The organism is Actinomadura sp. WMMA1423, from assembly GCF_006547145.1.
In the GTDB taxonomy this organism is placed as follows: Bacteria; Actinomycetota; Actinomycetes; order Streptosporangiales; family Streptosporangiaceae; genus Spirillospora.
Genome location: NZ_CP041244.1, coordinates 7,676,000 through 7,691,195 on the forward strand (window position 1 = coordinate 7,676,000; position 15,196 = coordinate 7,691,195).

At 72.5% G+C, this 15,196-nt stretch carries 13 protein-coding genes; 4 read left to right on the forward strand and 9 right to left on the reverse strand.

The window, feature by feature from the left end; genetic code table 11:
* Positions 1 to 8: 8 nt before the first annotated feature.
* From FKD65_RS35600 to FKD65_RS35635, 7 genes are all read right to left on the reverse strand, one after another.
* Complete coding sequence (locus FKD65_RS35600) at positions 9 to 377, reverse strand: hypothetical protein (RefSeq protein ID WP_141583131.1); 369 nt, start codon at positions 375 to 377, stop codon at positions 9 to 11.
* On the reverse strand, positions 374 to 2,494 hold the full coding sequence (locus FKD65_RS35605) for an SseB family protein (RefSeq protein WP_141583133.1): 2,121 nt from the start codon (positions 2,492 to 2,494) through the stop codon (positions 374 to 376). The genes FKD65_RS35600 and FKD65_RS35605 overlap by 4 nt, the downstream gene beginning before the upstream one ends.
* 60 nt (positions 2,495 to 2,554) lie before the next feature.
* Positions 2,555 to 4,210, reverse strand: a complete 1,656-nt coding sequence (locus tag FKD65_RS46405; protein WP_302931568.1) for an SseB family protein — start codon at positions 4,208 to 4,210, stop codon at positions 2,555 to 2,557.
* A 97-nt stretch (positions 4,211 to 4,307) separates the two neighbouring features.
* Complete coding sequence (locus FKD65_RS35620; protein ID WP_141583135.1) at positions 4,308 to 5,846, reverse strand: hypothetical protein; 1,539 nt, start codon at positions 5,844 to 5,846, stop codon at positions 4,308 to 4,310.
* Positions 5,847 to 6,023: 177 nt separating this feature from the next.
* Positions 6,024 to 6,272 (reverse strand): hypothetical protein, encoded by a 249-nt coding sequence (locus tag FKD65_RS35625; protein WP_141583137.1) that lies wholly within the window; start codon positions 6,270 to 6,272, stop codon positions 6,024 to 6,026.
* A 141-nt stretch (positions 6,273 to 6,413) separates the two neighbouring features.
* A complete protein-coding gene (locus FKD65_RS35630; RefSeq protein WP_141583139.1) occupies positions 6,414 to 7,193 on the reverse strand; it encodes a cytochrome b/b6 domain-containing protein in 780 nt (259 codons plus the stop codon).
* The gene (locus tag FKD65_RS35635; RefSeq protein ID WP_205718360.1) at positions 7,180 to 7,884 is read right to left on the reverse strand and encodes a molybdopterin-dependent oxidoreductase; all 705 of its coding nucleotides are present in this window, start codon (positions 7,882 to 7,884) and stop codon (positions 7,180 to 7,182) included. Before FKD65_RS35635 ends, FKD65_RS35630 begins: the two co-directional genes overlap by 14 nt.
* A gap of 175 nt (positions 7,885 to 8,059) precedes the next feature.
* Here FKD65_RS35635 and FKD65_RS35640 point away from each other — a divergent pair, with 175 nt between their 5' ends.
* The 3 genes from FKD65_RS35640 (at position 8,060) to FKD65_RS35650 (ending at position 13,023) form a co-directional block, all read left to right on the forward strand.
* Positions 8,060 to 8,641, forward strand: a complete 582-nt coding sequence (locus FKD65_RS35640; protein ID WP_141583141.1) for an HhH-GPD-type base excision DNA repair protein — start codon at positions 8,060 to 8,062, stop codon at positions 8,639 to 8,641.
* Between the two features lie 325 nt (positions 8,642 to 8,966).
* Positions 8,967 to 11,102 (forward strand): SpoIIE family protein phosphatase, encoded by a 2,136-nt coding sequence (locus tag FKD65_RS35645; protein ID WP_240809759.1) that lies wholly within the window; start codon positions 8,967 to 8,969, stop codon positions 11,100 to 11,102.
* A gap of 253 nt (positions 11,103 to 11,355) precedes the next feature.
* Entirely contained in the window at positions 11,356 to 13,023 is a 1,668-nt protein-coding gene (locus FKD65_RS35650; RefSeq protein ID WP_205718361.1) for an RNA polymerase sigma factor, read from the forward strand.
* Between the two features lie 167 nt (positions 13,024 to 13,190).
* On the opposite strand, the gene FKD65_RS35655 is transcribed toward FKD65_RS35650, so the two are convergent.
* Positions 13,191 to 13,934: a YaaA family protein gene (locus tag FKD65_RS35655; protein ID WP_141583146.1), complete on the reverse strand. Its 744-nt coding sequence runs from the start codon at positions 13,932 to 13,934 to the stop codon at positions 13,191 to 13,193.
* A 23-nt stretch (positions 13,935 to 13,957) separates the two neighbouring features.
* Between FKD65_RS35655 and FKD65_RS35660 the strand changes: the two genes are divergently transcribed.
* Entirely contained in the window at positions 13,958 to 14,689 is a 732-nt protein-coding gene (locus FKD65_RS35660; protein ID WP_141583148.1) for an N-acetyltransferase, read from the forward strand.
* A gap of 172 nt (positions 14,690 to 14,861) precedes the next feature.
* Here the strand turns inward: FKD65_RS35660 and FKD65_RS35665 are convergent, their stop codons facing one another.
* Complete coding sequence (locus FKD65_RS35665; protein ID WP_141583151.1) at positions 14,862 to 15,092, reverse strand: hypothetical protein; 231 nt, start codon at positions 15,090 to 15,092, stop codon at positions 14,862 to 14,864.
* Positions 15,093 to 15,196: the final 104 nt, after the last annotated feature.

Consider the following 15,196-nt stretch of genomic DNA (forward strand, 5'->3'; position numbering starts at 1 on the left):
CCCCGTGCTCAGACGGTCTCCTCGCGCATGTCCTCGACCTCGTGCATGGACGCCCACGCCTGGTACACGCCGCGGTCGAACGGCTCCAGGCCGAGCCGTTCCGCGACCGGCGCCTTGCCGCCGCTGTACTCCACGCGCAGCCAGCCCTCGTGCTCGCCGAGCACCACGAACGGCTCGCCGCGCCACGTGCAGTGGGTGGTGACGTACTGGAGGCGGTCGACGTCCGCCAGGGGCACCACCTTGACGTACCGGTCCGGGGTGACCTGCAGGAAGCCCTCCACCAGCCGTGCGGCGTAGAGGCGCACCTGGTCGCCGTCCGGGCTCGCCTCGTACTCGGCGCCGCGCCAGCCCGCGTAGTAGCCGTGCCGGATGCTCATCCGCGGCCTCCCGGCAGTTTGACGAGCCACCTGCGCAGGTCGGCGTCGTACCCCGCTACGAGGGTCTCCCTGCCCTGCGCGTCGAGCCGGTACATCTCGGCCCCGTGCGGCAGGCGCTGGCTCTCGATCTTGAACTCGGGGATCGCGGGGCCGTCGCCCGGCGCGTACCCCGACCCCGGGAACGGCGCCTTCTCGATCACCCATCCGCCCGGAATGATCCCCATGCTCCACTCGTCGATCCCGCCCAGCGGGCGGCGGAACAGGGCGGGCCTCACGGCCGGCCACCGGATCACGAAGATCTGCTCGTCGGCGGGGGCGAACGGCGACCCCTCATAGACCAGTCCCAGGGCCCGGATCAGCGCGGCGGGGCTCTTCAGCTCCTGGACGTCCTGGAACCGGTGCACGTAACCGGCGACGAGGTCGTAGCCGCCTTCCAGGTAGTGCTGCACGTGCTCGGGCCGCACGGCCTTCTGCATCACCACGACCTGGGAGGAGCCGTCTGCGGACATGTCCTCTCGGGGAGCCCTGCCGGCCTCCGATGGGGACCTCGACCCGCGTTCGACGATGGTGGGCGTTCGCTCCGCACGGGTCTGCGTTTCGGCATGCGGGGCCTGTGCGGCGGCCGGGACGTTCTGCCGCCTCGTGTCGGCCCGTGCCCGCTCGCGCTGACCGTAGAGCGGCGCCGCCGGCAGCCCGTGAGGGTCGCTCGGCGTCTCGCGGGACGGATTCTGCGGGACGGCGGGCTTCGGCTGGGCGGCGGGCTTCGGCGGGGCGGCCGGGCTCGGCGGGACGCCCGGGTCTCGGGCGGGGAGGCCGCGCGGGTCCACGGGGGTCTCCCGGGTCACCGGCACCTCCCTGGGCGCCGGGGTCTCCCTCGCGACGGGCGCTTCCCTCGCGACCGGCGTCTCCCTGGTCACCGGGGCCTGCCTCGCGGCCGGCGCCTCGGGACGCCGCGGCGGCGGGGGAGCCGGAGGAGCCGGGGCGGGGGCCGGCCGCCGCTGCGCGGGTGCGCGGACCCCGGGCGCGGGCGGGCCGCCCGGCGGGGCTGTGCCCGCCCGTGAGGGCGCGGAGGCGGGGGAGGGCGTCTCGGTTCGGGGCCGCGCCGGTTCCGGGCGCTGAGGCGGTTTGGGGGCCTGCCGGGGCGCGGCGGGGGCGGCGGCCGGGGCGCCGCGGGCTCCGGCGCGGGGCGAGGCGCCGCGCGACGCGGCCCGGCGCGACGGGCCGGCCACGTGGACGTCGGTCGGGACCGGCGGAGTGGGCGCGGCGGGCTCCTCGGGCTCGAGGAGGGCGTTGGCGTCCAGGTAGCACGCGCTCGGCAGGCCGGGGTTCACGGCGAGCTGCCACTCCGGGTGCGGCCAGCGCCGAGACAGCTCCGCCAGCGAGGCCCGGCGGTGGTGGACCGCCTGCCCTTGGAGGGAGCGGTCCATCGCCTCCGGGGAGGTGAACGCGAGGACGAACGTGCCGTCGCCGAACTGCGCCGTCGCGAACTGGTGCTCGGCGGCCCCCGGGTCGCCGGGCGCGGGCAGGTACAGGACCGCGCGCGCGAGCAGCTCCAGGTAGCCCTGCTGGTCGCCGCGCTCGCGCGCCTCGGCCAGGGCGGCCTCCAGAGTCGACCCGGAGGGGCGCGCCTGGCGCGCCGAGGTCTGGGCGGCGCGCTCGTCCTCCGGCACCGCGAGCGGGATGCCGAGCCCCGGCAGGGCGAGGGGCCCGCCGTCGGGGCCGGACCTGCTCGCCTGGTAGACGAGTTCGAGCGGTGACTCGATGCCGTAGACGTCGCGGAACGCGCCCATCATCTGGCCGGCGAGCAGCGCGCACGCCTCGAGCAGCTCCGAGGAGGCGCGGCCGCCGCGCTCGCGGAAGGTGAGGCGGTCCCACCAGTTCTTGCGGTCCTCCTCGTCCGGCGGTTCCCAGCCGAGCGCCCTGAGCCGCCGCTCCTGCCGCGACGCGAGCGGGCGGGGCAGGAACGCGCTGCCGACGGCCTCGGCGTCGAGCGTCCCCTCGGAGCGCATCGCCTGGACGTAGGGGAGGCCGCTCGGGCCTTGCACGATGAGGAACGACGTGACCGGCAGCCGTGAAAGCTCCAGTGTCAGCCGTTTGGCGAAGTCGTTCCAGTCCACTGGGGATCCACTTTCACGTGCGGGGCGGGAGTCCGTACTCGACGGTAGCCGAAGGGCGCGTCACTCGCTCCAGGGAGAGGGAACCGCGTCGGCCCGCACCGGTGCCCAGACGCCCCCGATGGCGTCGTAGACGGCGACCGGAGCGTGCTCGCCGTCGCCCGCCGCGCGCCAGAGGCGCGTCCCGTGCGGGGGCCGCAGCGGAACGCCGCCGGGCCGCCTTTCGGGCACGGAGGCTTGCGGTGCGGGCAGTTGCGGTGCGGGTGCCTGAGGTGTGGCCGTCTGCGGTGTGGCCGTCTGCGGTGCGGACGCTTGGGGGGCGGACGCCTGGGGTGTAGGCGTCTGGGGTGCGGACGCTTGAGGTGTCGGCGTCTGGGGTGCGGGAGCCTGAGGTGCGGGCCGGGCGGGCGGGTCGCCGGTCGGGGCGCCGAGGGGCGACGCCGGTTCCGGCTCCGGTGCCCTCGGCGGAGCGCCCGCCTCGAGCGCCGCCCGGAGGTCGGCCGCGGAGTACGGGTCGACCGCCGTAAGGGAGTCGTCGTGCGGGGCGTCCGCCGCCGGGGCGCCCTCTCCAGGTGCCACGCCACCCGGGATCGGCTCCCCTGGTCCTGGGGTGCCTGGCACGGGAGCGCCGTGCCCCGAGCCGTTGACCGATGGGACCGCCCCGCCTGCCACGGGGTTGGGCCCGGCGAGCGCGTTGGGGTCGACCGTTCCGTACGGGTTGGGCTCGTCCTGCACGGGCATGGGCGCCTCGCCCATGCCGCCCTGCAACCGGCCGATGACGGAGGAGTCCAGCAGGACCTCGCTGGGCAGGCCCCAGTTGATGGCCAGGCGCCACGCCGGATCGGGCCACCCCGCGGCCAGCCGGGCGAACGAGGTGCGCCGGTACAGGCCGGGGTGCCGCTCGCCGGTGCGGGCCAGGGCCCCGGGCGAGGTGAACACCGTGACGTAGGTACCGCTGCCGATGGTGACGGTGGGGAACTCGGCGCGGTCGGGGTCCTCCACGGCGGAGGCGGTCGCGGGGAGGACCAGGTCGGCGTTCTCCAGGAGCCGGAAGTAGGCGGCGTTGTCGCCGTTGGCCTTGGCCTCGGCCAGGCGCGGTTCGAGCAGCTCGGCGTCCATGCCGGGCAGCGCGTGCTCCGGGAGCGGCAGCCGCGTCCCCGCAGGGGGAGGGCCGGCGGGCGGCGGCCCGGCGGGCAGGGGGCCGGTTCCGGAGGGGACGCCCCCGTCCGAGGACGCGCGGCGCTTGCTCACCCGCGACGGGTCGGCGACCTCGATACCGAAGTCGAGCAGCTCGATGAGGCCGGACCCGTGCCGGTGGAACGACTCGTAGACGAGGTCGGACGGGCGGCGGACGCCCTGGACGTCGCGCAGCGCGGTGACCATCACGTCGGCGAGGCGCGAGAAGTCGCCGTCGGTCACGCTCGGCATCCCGCCGGGCGCGCCCGCCTCCGGCAGCTCGGTCCACCAGTTGCGCGGCGCGGGGTCGGCGGGCGGGCGCCAGCCCGCCTCGCTCATGACCTCTTCGTCGGCCAGGGTGAGCAGGAGGGGGCCTTCGAGGAAGTTGTTGCTGACGGCCTCGGCGTAGAGCCGGTCGGGCTCGCGCATGGCCTGGACGTAGTGACGGCTCTCGTCGCGTTCGCGCACGATCAGGATCGTGTCCCGTTCGAGGCCCGCCAGCTCCCGTCCCAGCCGCCGGGCGAACTCGGACCACTCCAACAAGATCACTCCCTACGACCAGGGGCCGGTGCCGACCCCCGCGAGACCGCGCCCGGGACCCGATGATTGTCGCCGGGAGCGCGACGCGCAAACCGGGAGTTCAGTCCGGCGGCGGTTCGTGACGAAGCACACGCAGGGCCTCCCGCAGGGCCTCCGGGTCGTCCCCGCAGCGGTCGAGGACGTCGATGAGCCTGTGCAGGATCTCATGGCGTTCGTAGCCGACGTCCAGCAGGGACTGGGCGGTGTCCCACAGGCCCGGCGGTTCTCCGTCCCACAGCATCGCCGCGAGGCGCACGTGCGCGTCGAGGTGCTCCTCACCGCCGCCCGGGTGCTCGAACTCCAGCAGGACGCGGCGGTCGCCTGGGTCGGCGGGGTCGAGTTCCGACAGGTCGACGAAGCCGTGCCGCCCCGTCCGCCTGTGCGTTCCCGACAGGAAGGGGAGGGCGAACGCGCGGCGGGGGAGGGCCTCCAGGTCGCCGTCGGGCAGGAGCCGGGCGACCAGCTCGCGGTCGAGGCCGAAAGCGGCCGGATCCCGGTAGGCCGCGGAGAACTGCGCGGTGGCGTCCCACAGGGCGTCAAGGGTCGCTCTGATGCCCTCCTCCGGCAGCCCCGTCCGCCGCCCGGCCCAGCGGACCCACGCGGCCAGCACGTGGGGGACGGCCTCCTGTTCCGACGGGGACAGCAGGACCTTGCGCGGCAGCCAGTCGAGCAGGAACATCTCGCACTTGATCGGGCTGACCCGCAGCGGCCGCCCGAAGTCGTGCGTGCAGCCGTACTCGATGATCCGGTCGACGCACCGGATCGCCGAGGCGAGGTCGGACAGCTCCCCGGCCTCGTCCGAGGCGAGGAACCGTGTGGCGATCGTGGCGCGCCTGTCGCGCCCGTAAACCGGAGGCTGGGGCAGGCGGCCTCCCGGCGGGAGGATGTCCACACGCGCGCGCACGAAGGCGTGGTAGGAGCCGAAGTTCTCGTTCACCGGCGGCTCGTTGGTCGCGTTGGTGAGATCCAGGGCGCTCCGCAGCAACGCCTTGGTGTCCCGTGGGTCGAGCTCCTCGAACCGCATCAGGGGGTTGTCGCGGGCCTCGCGGCGGCACTGCTCCAGAAGCCTGTCGACCCGGGAGGAGACCCACGCGTCCCGGACCATCCCGCTCGCCGGCGGCTCGCCCGCGCGCGCGGGCGTCGCGAACGGGCCGCCGCGCGGCTGGACGGCCCCGGCCCGGTTGCGGTCGACCAGGATCACCAGGGCGTGCCTCTCGGCGCCCCCGTAGGTGTAGGTGCAGATGACGGAGTCCTGGTCGCCGTAGACGTCCCTGGACGCGAAGCACGCCTCGGGCTCGACCATCCCCACGCGGTCGGCCCAGCCCGGTCTGGCGACGCCGTCGCTCATCAGCTGCAGCGCCGCCCGTTCCGCCTTGGCGGCCTGGCGCGGGGTGCCCATGTAGGCGATCCCCGTGAGCAGCGCCAGCGCGGCCGGCGTCGCCGCCGCCGCGGCGTAGCCCACCAGGGCCTCGCCGATGACCTCCTCCACGTCGCCGTCCGGGACGCGCTGCCCCCACCAGGAGCCGAGGATCTCGCTGACGATGAGTTCGGCGTCGAGGGGGCTGCGCACCGCCAGCAGCTCGCGGGCGTGCCGGAGCATGCCGTCGAAGATCGCTGAGACCTCGTCCGGGGGTTTCGGGCCGTCCCAGGCAGGGTCCCCGGAAGATCGGTCACGGCTGCGGGGACTCACCCCCCTAGCCTCTCAGATCCGGGGCGGGCGGTGGCCGGGACGCGGCCGAAGGCCGGAATGGGTCGCCGCGCGCGGAGGGCCGGCCGCTCAGCCGTCCACACCGCCGGCGGCCGCACGCCCCGAGGGCGGCTGCGACTTCAGGATGCCGGTGAGCTGCTCCCGGGCCATCCGCTCGACTCTGGCCGGCGTGGCCTCCAGGCCCAGATGGGCCATGCATGCCTGGACGTCGGCCACGCACCGGTGCACCGCGTCCGAGGGGAAGGTCGCGAACTCGTCGCACAGCCTTCGTGCGAGCGCGTCGCGGGTCTCGTTCCGGTGATCGGCCAGTGCAGGCATCAGCGCACACCTCCGCGCACGGGGCAACCGACGGGCGGGGACGCCGTCGGCGAGACGGAGCGCGCGTCGGACCGGCCCTGGCGCGGGAGCTCCGGCGACGACCCGCCTCGATGCCACACTCCAGCGCGCGTGCGGGTGGAGTCAAGAGCTCCCCGGAGGTCGTTTCGCAAATTCCGGACCCCGTTCACCGGGCGTTCCTTCCGGAGCGTCCGTCACCTCGCCCACCTGCGGACTCGGCCCTCCGGAGGACGTTCGCGCACCGGCGTTCCCGGACCCGCGGACGGCGTCGGCCCAGGCCACGTGGTGCCGGGCGGCCCACTCCGGATCCACCCGCCCGGTCAGCATCCCGGTCAGGGCCTGGCGGTCCCGCAGCGCCTCCCACAGGTGTCCGGCGGTGACCACGAGGACGACCAGGAACAGCCAGTCGTGGACGAAGGTGGCGCCCGTACGCCACCGGTCGCCCCAAGGTCCGGGGAAGGTCATGATCTCGCCGGTGCCGAGCATGACGAGGATCGCGCCCGCCGTGAACGCAGCGTTCAGCTTCTGGCCCGCGTTGAACTTGCCTACGGGCAGGATCCCGCGCCCGGCCCGCACGCCCCTGCGGTCGCCGCGCCTGAGCCACTGCCAGTCCGCGGGCACGAACCTGTTCAGCCGGCGGAGGTCGGCCCTGAACGCCCGGGACAGCAGACCCAGCACGATCGGCACGGGCAAGGCGAACCCGCACCAGACGTGCACGGTCTTGACCATCTCCCTGCGGCCCACCAGCGTCGACAGAAACGGAAGGTAGAGCAGGGCCGCGGTCAGCAGGCAGACCAGCATCAGCAGCGCGGTGACATGGTGGATCGACCGTTCTGCCCGGGTGAACCGGACGAGCCATCCCGAGGACGGCTCAGGTCGATGCGTCGCTTCAGGTCGGTGCATCGCTGCGTCCGTTCGACCGTCCGACCCATGCGTCCACGTCGTACCCGAGCTCCTCCCAGTAGCCGGGCTTCACCCGGTCGGTCAGTTCGATGCCGCCCAGCCACTTCAGTGACTTGTAGCCGTACATGGGTGCCACGTACAGCCGCGTGGGGCCACCGTGGTCGTGGGTGACGGGCTTGCCGTCCATCTGGGTCGCGACCAGGACGTCCCGGCGGCGCGCCTGGTCCAGCGTCAGCGACTCGGTATAGACGCCGTCGAACGACGTGAACCGCACGGCCCGCGCCTCGGGGGACACCCCGACCGCCTCCAGCAGGTCGGGCAGCGCCACGCCGACCCACCGCACGTCCGGTACCCGCCAGCCCGTCACGCACTGGAAGTCCCTGTCGAGCACCGTCTGCGGCAACCGCGCCAGATCGGCCATCCCGAACGATTGCGGCTTGTCCACAAGCCCCGAAACGGTCACTCGATGCGTCGCCGCACTCTGGCGCTTCACGCCGGACGTGACCGAGTAGTAGCGGAACCCGCCGGCGGCCGGCAGGACGTCCCCGATCGGCCCGACCGGCGCCAGCGTCCGGCTCACCTTGTCCTGAACGGATGCCCCCACGGCGACCCCCGCGACGCCGAGGCCGAGCATCCCCAGGACGACTCTCCGTCCTACCGGACTGCCTTCCGTCCGTTCCTCCTCGCTCACCACCCCATTCGAGCACCGACGGCCAGGGCCCGCCAGTGCGCGGCGAACCTCGTAAGACTTCTGACAGATTCGGGCTCCATCCCTGAACGAGGATGTAGCACGCCCCTGAACGGACACGGTGTCCCCCTATATAGATGTCGCCCTAAACGACGCGGCGTCGCCCTAAGCTGGGCTCATGGCCACGAAGGTTCACCTCGCACAGCGTCCGGAGGCCGACGAGCTACTGGGGCGCAGCCCGCTGGCCGCGCTGGTGGGCATGCTGCTCGACCAGCAGATCCCGATGGAGTGGGCGTTCTCCGGTCCGTACACCATCGCGCAGCGGCTCGGCACGGACGACCTGGACGCCCACGAGATCGCCGCCCAGGACCCGGAGCGGTTCGCGGCGCTCCTGGCGGAGAAGCCGGCCGTCCATCGCTACCCGGGCTCGATGGCCAAGCGCATCCAGCAGCTTTGCCAGTACCTCGTGGACGACTACGAGGGGGACGCCGAGAAGGTGTGGAAGGGCGTCGACAGTGGCAAGGAGCTGTTCAAGCGCCTGAACGGCCTGCCCGGTTTCGGCAAGCAGAAGGCGCAGATCTTCCTGGCCCTTCTGGGCAAGCAGTACAGGATCCGACCGGACGGCTGGCGTGAGGCCGCCGGCGCGTACGGCGAGGAGGGCTCGCGCCGGTCCGTCGCCGACATCACAGGGCCCGAGTCCCTCGCCCAGGTGCGGGCCTTCAAGCAGGAGATGAAGGCCGCCGCCAAGGCCGCCGAGTAGGGGCGCGGACGGGCGGAACTCGCCGAACGGGGCGAGATGACGCCCTGTCACGCGCGCACGCCGTAACATCTGCTACTCGCCGTCCGGAAACAGGCCGCCGCGCGCGCCACTTCCAGGACGGTGTCCGAAACCGACGAGTTCGTCCGGGGCCGAAGGGACAAGGATGTTCATCAGGGGTTCCGTACGCGGCGAACCATCGGGATGATGAGTACCTGACTCCGACCGGTGTTGTGATGGAGGCGGGAGCGTTAACCTGCTCCCATTCACTCATAGTGATGAATAATTGCCGCGCGGTACGGGACCCTCTGGGGCGGAGGTGTTGTCCTTGAGCACCGAGACGTCCGTCCCGCATCCCCGCGTGTCAGGGGTGGAGGGGCAGCCCATGGATGCGTCCGACGCCGCGCTGTACGCGACCTTGCTGAAGGAAGGCCCCGAAGGCCTGGCCTTCTTCGACCGTGAGCTGCGATGCCGCCGGGCGAACGACGCCCTCGCGGCCTTGCTGGGCGTGCGCGTGCGCGACCTCCAGCAGCGCCGGCCCTCGGAGGTGATGCCCGAGGCCCTGGCGGCGGCGTTCGAGACGGCGCTCCGGAAGGTGATCGCCGAGGACCGCCCGGTGAGCGGCCTCGAGGTCGTCGTCCCGGCGCGGACGCAGGAGGCCTCCGGTGAGGCGTCCGGCGTCGCCACCGCCGTCGAGGAGCGCATCCTGGCGTGCACGTGGCTGCCCGCCAAGGACGGCGGCGACGAGCGGCCGGGCGTCGTCCTGACCGCCCTGGACGTGACCGAGCGGCGCAGGGCCGAGGAGGTCATCCGCCGCAAGGAGCAGCGCTACCGCTCCCTCGTGGAGGCCAGCGCCCAGGTGGTGTGGGTCGCCGCTCCGGCCGGCGGCGTGATCGACGACGCGCCCGAGTGGCGCGCGATCACCGGCCAGACGCCCGACGACTACGCGGTCGGCGGCTGGCTGTCGGTCGTCCACCCGGAGGACCGCCCGCGCATCGAGGCGCACTGGCGCGACTGCGTGGAGGAGAACCGCGTCTTCGAGACCAACTACCGGATCCGCACCAAGAGCGGCACCTACCGGCACTTCGACGTCAGGGCCGTGCCCATCTGGCAGGGCGACGCGGTGATCGAGTGGGTCGGCGCCAACACCGACGTCACGGGGCAGCGCGAGGCCGAGGAGATGCGCGGCCGGCTGACCGAGCAGCTGTCGGCGGCGGCGCTGCGCACGGCGCGCCTCCAGCAGGCCACCTCCATGCTCGCCGAGGCCCTGACCGTCTCCCAGGTCGTCCAGGTCATCACCGAGGTCGGCCGGTCCGCGATCGGCGCCGACTACTCCGCCGTCGCGCTGCTGGACGACGACAAGCTGCGGCTCAGCATCGTGGCCCCGTCCCAGCCGGGGTCCGAGGGCGAGACGCAGCCGCCGTCCCGCGACGGGATCAAGGTCAGCGACCAGACCGTGATGTCGGTGGCGGTGCGCGAGAGCCGGCCGTTCCTGGCCGAGCATCCCGACAGCCTGCGCCTGCAACTGGGCCACGGCGAGCGCGACCTGTTCGCCCAGCACACCGAGGAGCGCGCGTGGGTGGGCCTGCCGCTGCTCGCGGCCGGTGCCCCGATCGGCGCGCTCCGCTTCTCGTTCACCCGCCCCAGGGAGATCACCGAGGAGGAGAGGGTCTTCCTGGAGGCGCTCGCGGGCCAGTGCGCGCTGGCCGTGGAGCGGGCCCTGCTGTTCGAGCGCGAGCACCGGACCGCCGAGGAGCTCCAGCGCAGCCTCCTGCCGAGCGGCCTGCCGCAGTTGCCGGGAATGGTGCTGGCCGCCCGCTACAACCCCGCGACGCGCCACGTGCAGGTGGGCGGCGACTGGTACGACGTCTTCCGCCTCGCCGACAACCGGCTCGCCGTGGCGTGCGGCGACGTCATGGGCAAGGGCGTCCTCGCCGCGGCCGGAATGGGCCGCGTCCGCAACGCCCTGCGCGCCCTCGCGCTGAACGACCCGCGTCCCGCCGCCGTCCTGGCCGGGCTCGACCGGCTGTTCAGCGCCACCGAGGACGAGGAGCAGTTCACCACCGTCGTCTACGCGGTGATCGATCCCGAGACCGGGCAGGGGGAGCTCAGCAACGCGGGCCATCCCCCGGCCCTCCTGATCTCGCCCGACACGCCCGCGCGCGTGAGCACGCGGGAGCCGGGGACGCCCCTCGGCTGGCCGAGCCAACGACAGCAGACAAGTTTTTCCATCGAGACCGGCAACACTGTGGTCTTCTATTCCGATGGACTTGTGGAGAACCGTAGGCGTGGGGTGGACGCCGGGCTGGAGGAGCTTGTCGCCGTGGCGGCGGACGCCCCACCTGAAGTGGTAGGAGATCCCGAGAGACTCGTCGACTTCCTGGTCGATCGGATGCTTGCCGGGTATGAGCAGGTAGACGATGTGACCGTGCTTGCCCTGCACGTCCCGCCCAAATCCGAGTGAACCCCGCCGAAGTCGGCGCCGAGACGGTCCCGCACGTTCGAAGGACCGCCCCACGCCCTCTAAGGTGGAGTGTTACCGGGTAGGACTCCAAGGCGGAATGCGCAGCAGTGCCAGAATGCTTGACCCAGAGAGAGCGGGTACGCTGCGGTCCCGCACCGGGAGGTCCGCTCCGTGTGTGGTCCCACCCAGTGTGAGGCCGAGCCCGTCAGGGCACTTGGGTCAACCAAGCCACACGTTCGTTCGAGAGGTATTTGTGTCGCCTGCTAGCTCGACCTCGAAAGCGTCAGATCTGCACGATCACGTCATCGCGCAACTGATCGAGCGTGGACGGTCCCAGGGTTACCTCGAAGCCGACGACGTACGACGTACGTTCGAGGAGGCCGACATCCCCGTGTCGAAGGCCTCCAGCATTCTGCGGAGCCTCAGCAAGGAGGGTGTGACCGTCATGGTGAGCGCTGCCGACTCAGCGGCGCCCAAGCGTCCGCGCAAGCGCGCGACGCCGCCGGCACGCAGGCCCAAGACCGCCGCCGCCGCCAAGGAGCAGCCCGACACGGTGACCGCCGTCGTCGGCGACGACGCGCCTGAGGAGGCCGTCGCCGAGCAGCGTCCGGCGGCTCCCAAGCCCGCCCCGCCGAAGAAGGCGGCGCAGGCCAAGGGCGCCAAGGCGAAGAAGGGCGCGCCTGCGAAGAAGGCCGCGCAGCCCGTCAAGGCCGCCCCGTCCGACAAGGCCGACAAGGGCGAGGACCCCGAGGTCGACGACGAGGTGGACGTCGATCTCGACGCCGACCTGACCGACCTCGAGGTCGAGCTCGAGGACGACACCGACGACACCGCCGACACCGCCGAGGCCGAGGAGCCCGAGGCCGAGGAGGAGCCCGCCCCGGTCGCCGTGCCCGCGGCGAAGGCCGTCCCGGCCGGCAAGGGCGACACCCCGACCTCGGAGGAGGAGGGGTTCACCCTCGGCGACGACGACGAGGACGCGCCCGCGCAGCAGATCGCGGCCGCCGGCGCCACCGCCGACCCCGTCAAGGACTACCTCAAGCAGATCGGCAAGGTCCCGCTGCTGAACGCCGAGCAGGAGGTCGAGCTCGCCAAGCGGATCGAGGCCGGCCTGTTCGCCGAGGAGCGCCTCGCCGCGTCCGGCCCCTCGATGTCCGAGGAGGACCTCGAGGACTTCGAGTGGATCGCCGAGGACGGCCGCCGCGCCAAGAACCATCTCCTGGAGGCCAACCTCCGCCTGGTGGTCTCGCTGGCGAAGCGCTACACCGGCCGCGGCATGCTGTTCCTGGACCTCATCCAGGAGGGCAACCTCGGTCTGATCCGCGCGGTCGAGAAGTTCGACTACACCAAGGGCTACAAGTTCTCCACGTACGCCACCTGGTGGATCCGGCAGGCGATCACCCGCGCGATGGCCGACCAGGCCCGCACCATCCGCATCCCGGTGCACATGGTCGAGGTCATCAACAAGCTGGCGCGCGTGCAGCGGCAGATGCTCCAGGACCTGGGCCGCGAGCCCACCCCGGAGGAGCTGGCCAAGGAGCTCGACATGACCCCTGAGAAGGTCGTCGAGGTCCAGAAGTACGGCCGCGAGCCCATCTCGCTGCACACGCCGCTCGGTGAGGACGGCGACAGCGAGTTCGGCGACCTCATCGAGGACTCCGAGGCCATCGTCCCGGCGGACGCGGTCAGCTTCACCCTGCTCCAGGAGCAGCTCCACTCGGTCCTGGACACGCTCAGCGAGCGCGAGGCGGGCGTGGTGTCGATGCGGTTCGGCCTCACCGACGGCCAGCCGAAGACCCTGGACGAGATCGGCAAGGTCTACGGGGTCACCCGGGAGCGCATCCGGCAGATCGAGTCCAAGACCATGTCGAAGCTGCGCCACCCGTCCCGTTCCCAGGTCCTGCGCGACTACCTGGACTGACCGGCCGCACCACCGCCCGACGCGAGGGCCCCGGCAAAGCCGGGGCCCTGCCGCGTGGCGCGAGCATGCGGGGAGCGTGTCACTTGCCGCGAGCCTGCCGCGCCTCGGAATCCTGCCGCGAGCGTGTCGGGTCGTGAGAGGCCGGCGCTGGCCGAGGGGCGTGCGGGTCAGTCGTGGAGGATGACGTCGAGGTTCGTGCCGTTCAACTCGACGGTGTGGCCGAGGTCGGCCACGGCCTTCAGGAGGCCCTCGGGAGTGCGCGGCGCGGCGCCCGCCTTGATGAGGTCGTGGGCGATGCGTCCGCGCGTGGCCTTGGCCATGTGGCTGACGACGGTCCGCTTGGCGACGCCGTCCGCGAGCCGCTCCCTGAACACCCGCACGGCGACCGCGGGCGCGGGCGCCTTCCACACCGAGGCGTACGGTCCGGACCTCATGTCGACGACCAGGTCGTCGTCCAGGAGGAGCGCCTTGCGCATCGCCGGGCGCCACGAGGCCCCCAGCCCTCCTCCGGGAGGCAGCGACACGCCCATGGCCAGCCGGTAGGGCGGGACGCGGTCGGTGAGCCTCAGCGCGCCCCACAGCCCCGAGAACACGATGATCTGCCGGGCCGCGGCCTCGGCGTCCAGATCGGCGAGGTCGAGGTTGTCGTAGAGGACGCCGGTGTAGAGCCGTGCCGCGGGCATGGTCGGTGCCTTGCGCACGGCCCTGTTGCGGGCGATGGCCTCGTCGGCCTGGCCGGGCGGCAGTCCGAGCACCTCGGCCGCGTCGGCGCGCCGGCAGGCCTTCGCCAGGGCCGAGAGAACGCGCTTGCGCGCCGGGTTCAGCCCGGGAAAGCTCAGCGAGGCGAGATCGAGGGGAGGCCCGTCCCCCTCGGCGGCCTTCTTCTCCGACGGCGGCAGCAGGATGTGCACGATTCTCCCGAAAGCGGTGACAGATGGCGCGGTCCCTCGAGAGCCGGTTGGGCGAGCTGGTCGCCGAAGCGTGGCCCGCGCCATCCGCACAGGATATGGGCGGCTGGCTGCTGCGCCACGCCGGCGGCGTGACGAAGCGCGCCAACTCCGTCCTGCCTCTGAGTGATCCAGGAGACCTGGACAAGGCCATCGAGCGGACCGAGGGCTTCTACGCCGGGTTGGGGCTCCCGACGGTGTTCCTGATGGACGCCCAGGCGCGGCCCGAAGGGCTCGACCGGGTCCTTGAAGGCCGCGCGTACGGCGTGGTCGAACCGACGATCGCGATGGCGACCGAGCTAAGCGGCCCCTACGGGCGGGAGGGCGTGGAGGTCGCTGACTCCCCGTCCCGGGAGTGGCTCGACCTCTGGTGGTCGGTGGACGGCCGCTACGACCACCAGCTGCCGATGGCGGAGAAGATCCTCACCGGTGTGGGCGCCGGTTACGCCTGGGCGGACGGTGCCGCCGTGGGGCGCGGCGTCCCGCAGGGCGAGTGGCTCGGAATCTACGCCATGGCCGTCGCACCGGACGCGCGGAGGCGGGGGCTGGGCAGGCGCGTCCTGCGTGCCCTTCTCGGCTGGGGGCGCGAGCAGGGATGCGAACGGGCGTACCTGGTCGTGGTCGAGCGGAACGCTCCCGCCAGGGCGCTGTACGAGGCGGAGGGGTTCGAGCGGGCGGCGGCCTATCACTACCGGGTGAAGAACGTCACCACTCGGTGAGAAGGACGAGACGCGGCACGCCACCACTCCGATTCGGCTACGATGCGCAATCATTCGCATACTCTTCGCAATTGTCGCCGCATTGTGCTCGGCGATGCGCCTAACGGGTGGAATGCGAACGGCGGCCCCCGTCTCCGGTGGCCGCCGTCCTTGGGTTCGCTCTATTGGAGGTCTACCGGTCCTCGTCCGAAGCGACGGCCGGGGTTTCGGTGAGGCGGTCGGTCTCGTCCTGAATGTCGGCCCCGTTGGAGCGGAGGGCCTCTGCGTACTTGCGCCCGTGGTGGGCGCAGAACAGAAGGTCGCCGCCGCCTACAAGGACCGCACGGACGTAGGCCTGAGCGCCGCAGCGGTCGCATCGGTCGGCGACGGTCAGCGGCTTGGTTGGGGCAAGGGCTCCAGTCACGGCACCTTCCTCATGCTCGGGGTCGGTACTTAGGACAACATCTAACCCGACGCTGGCGTTCCCAACCTGGTTCTTCGTACGCCCACAGCAGAATGGCCCAATAA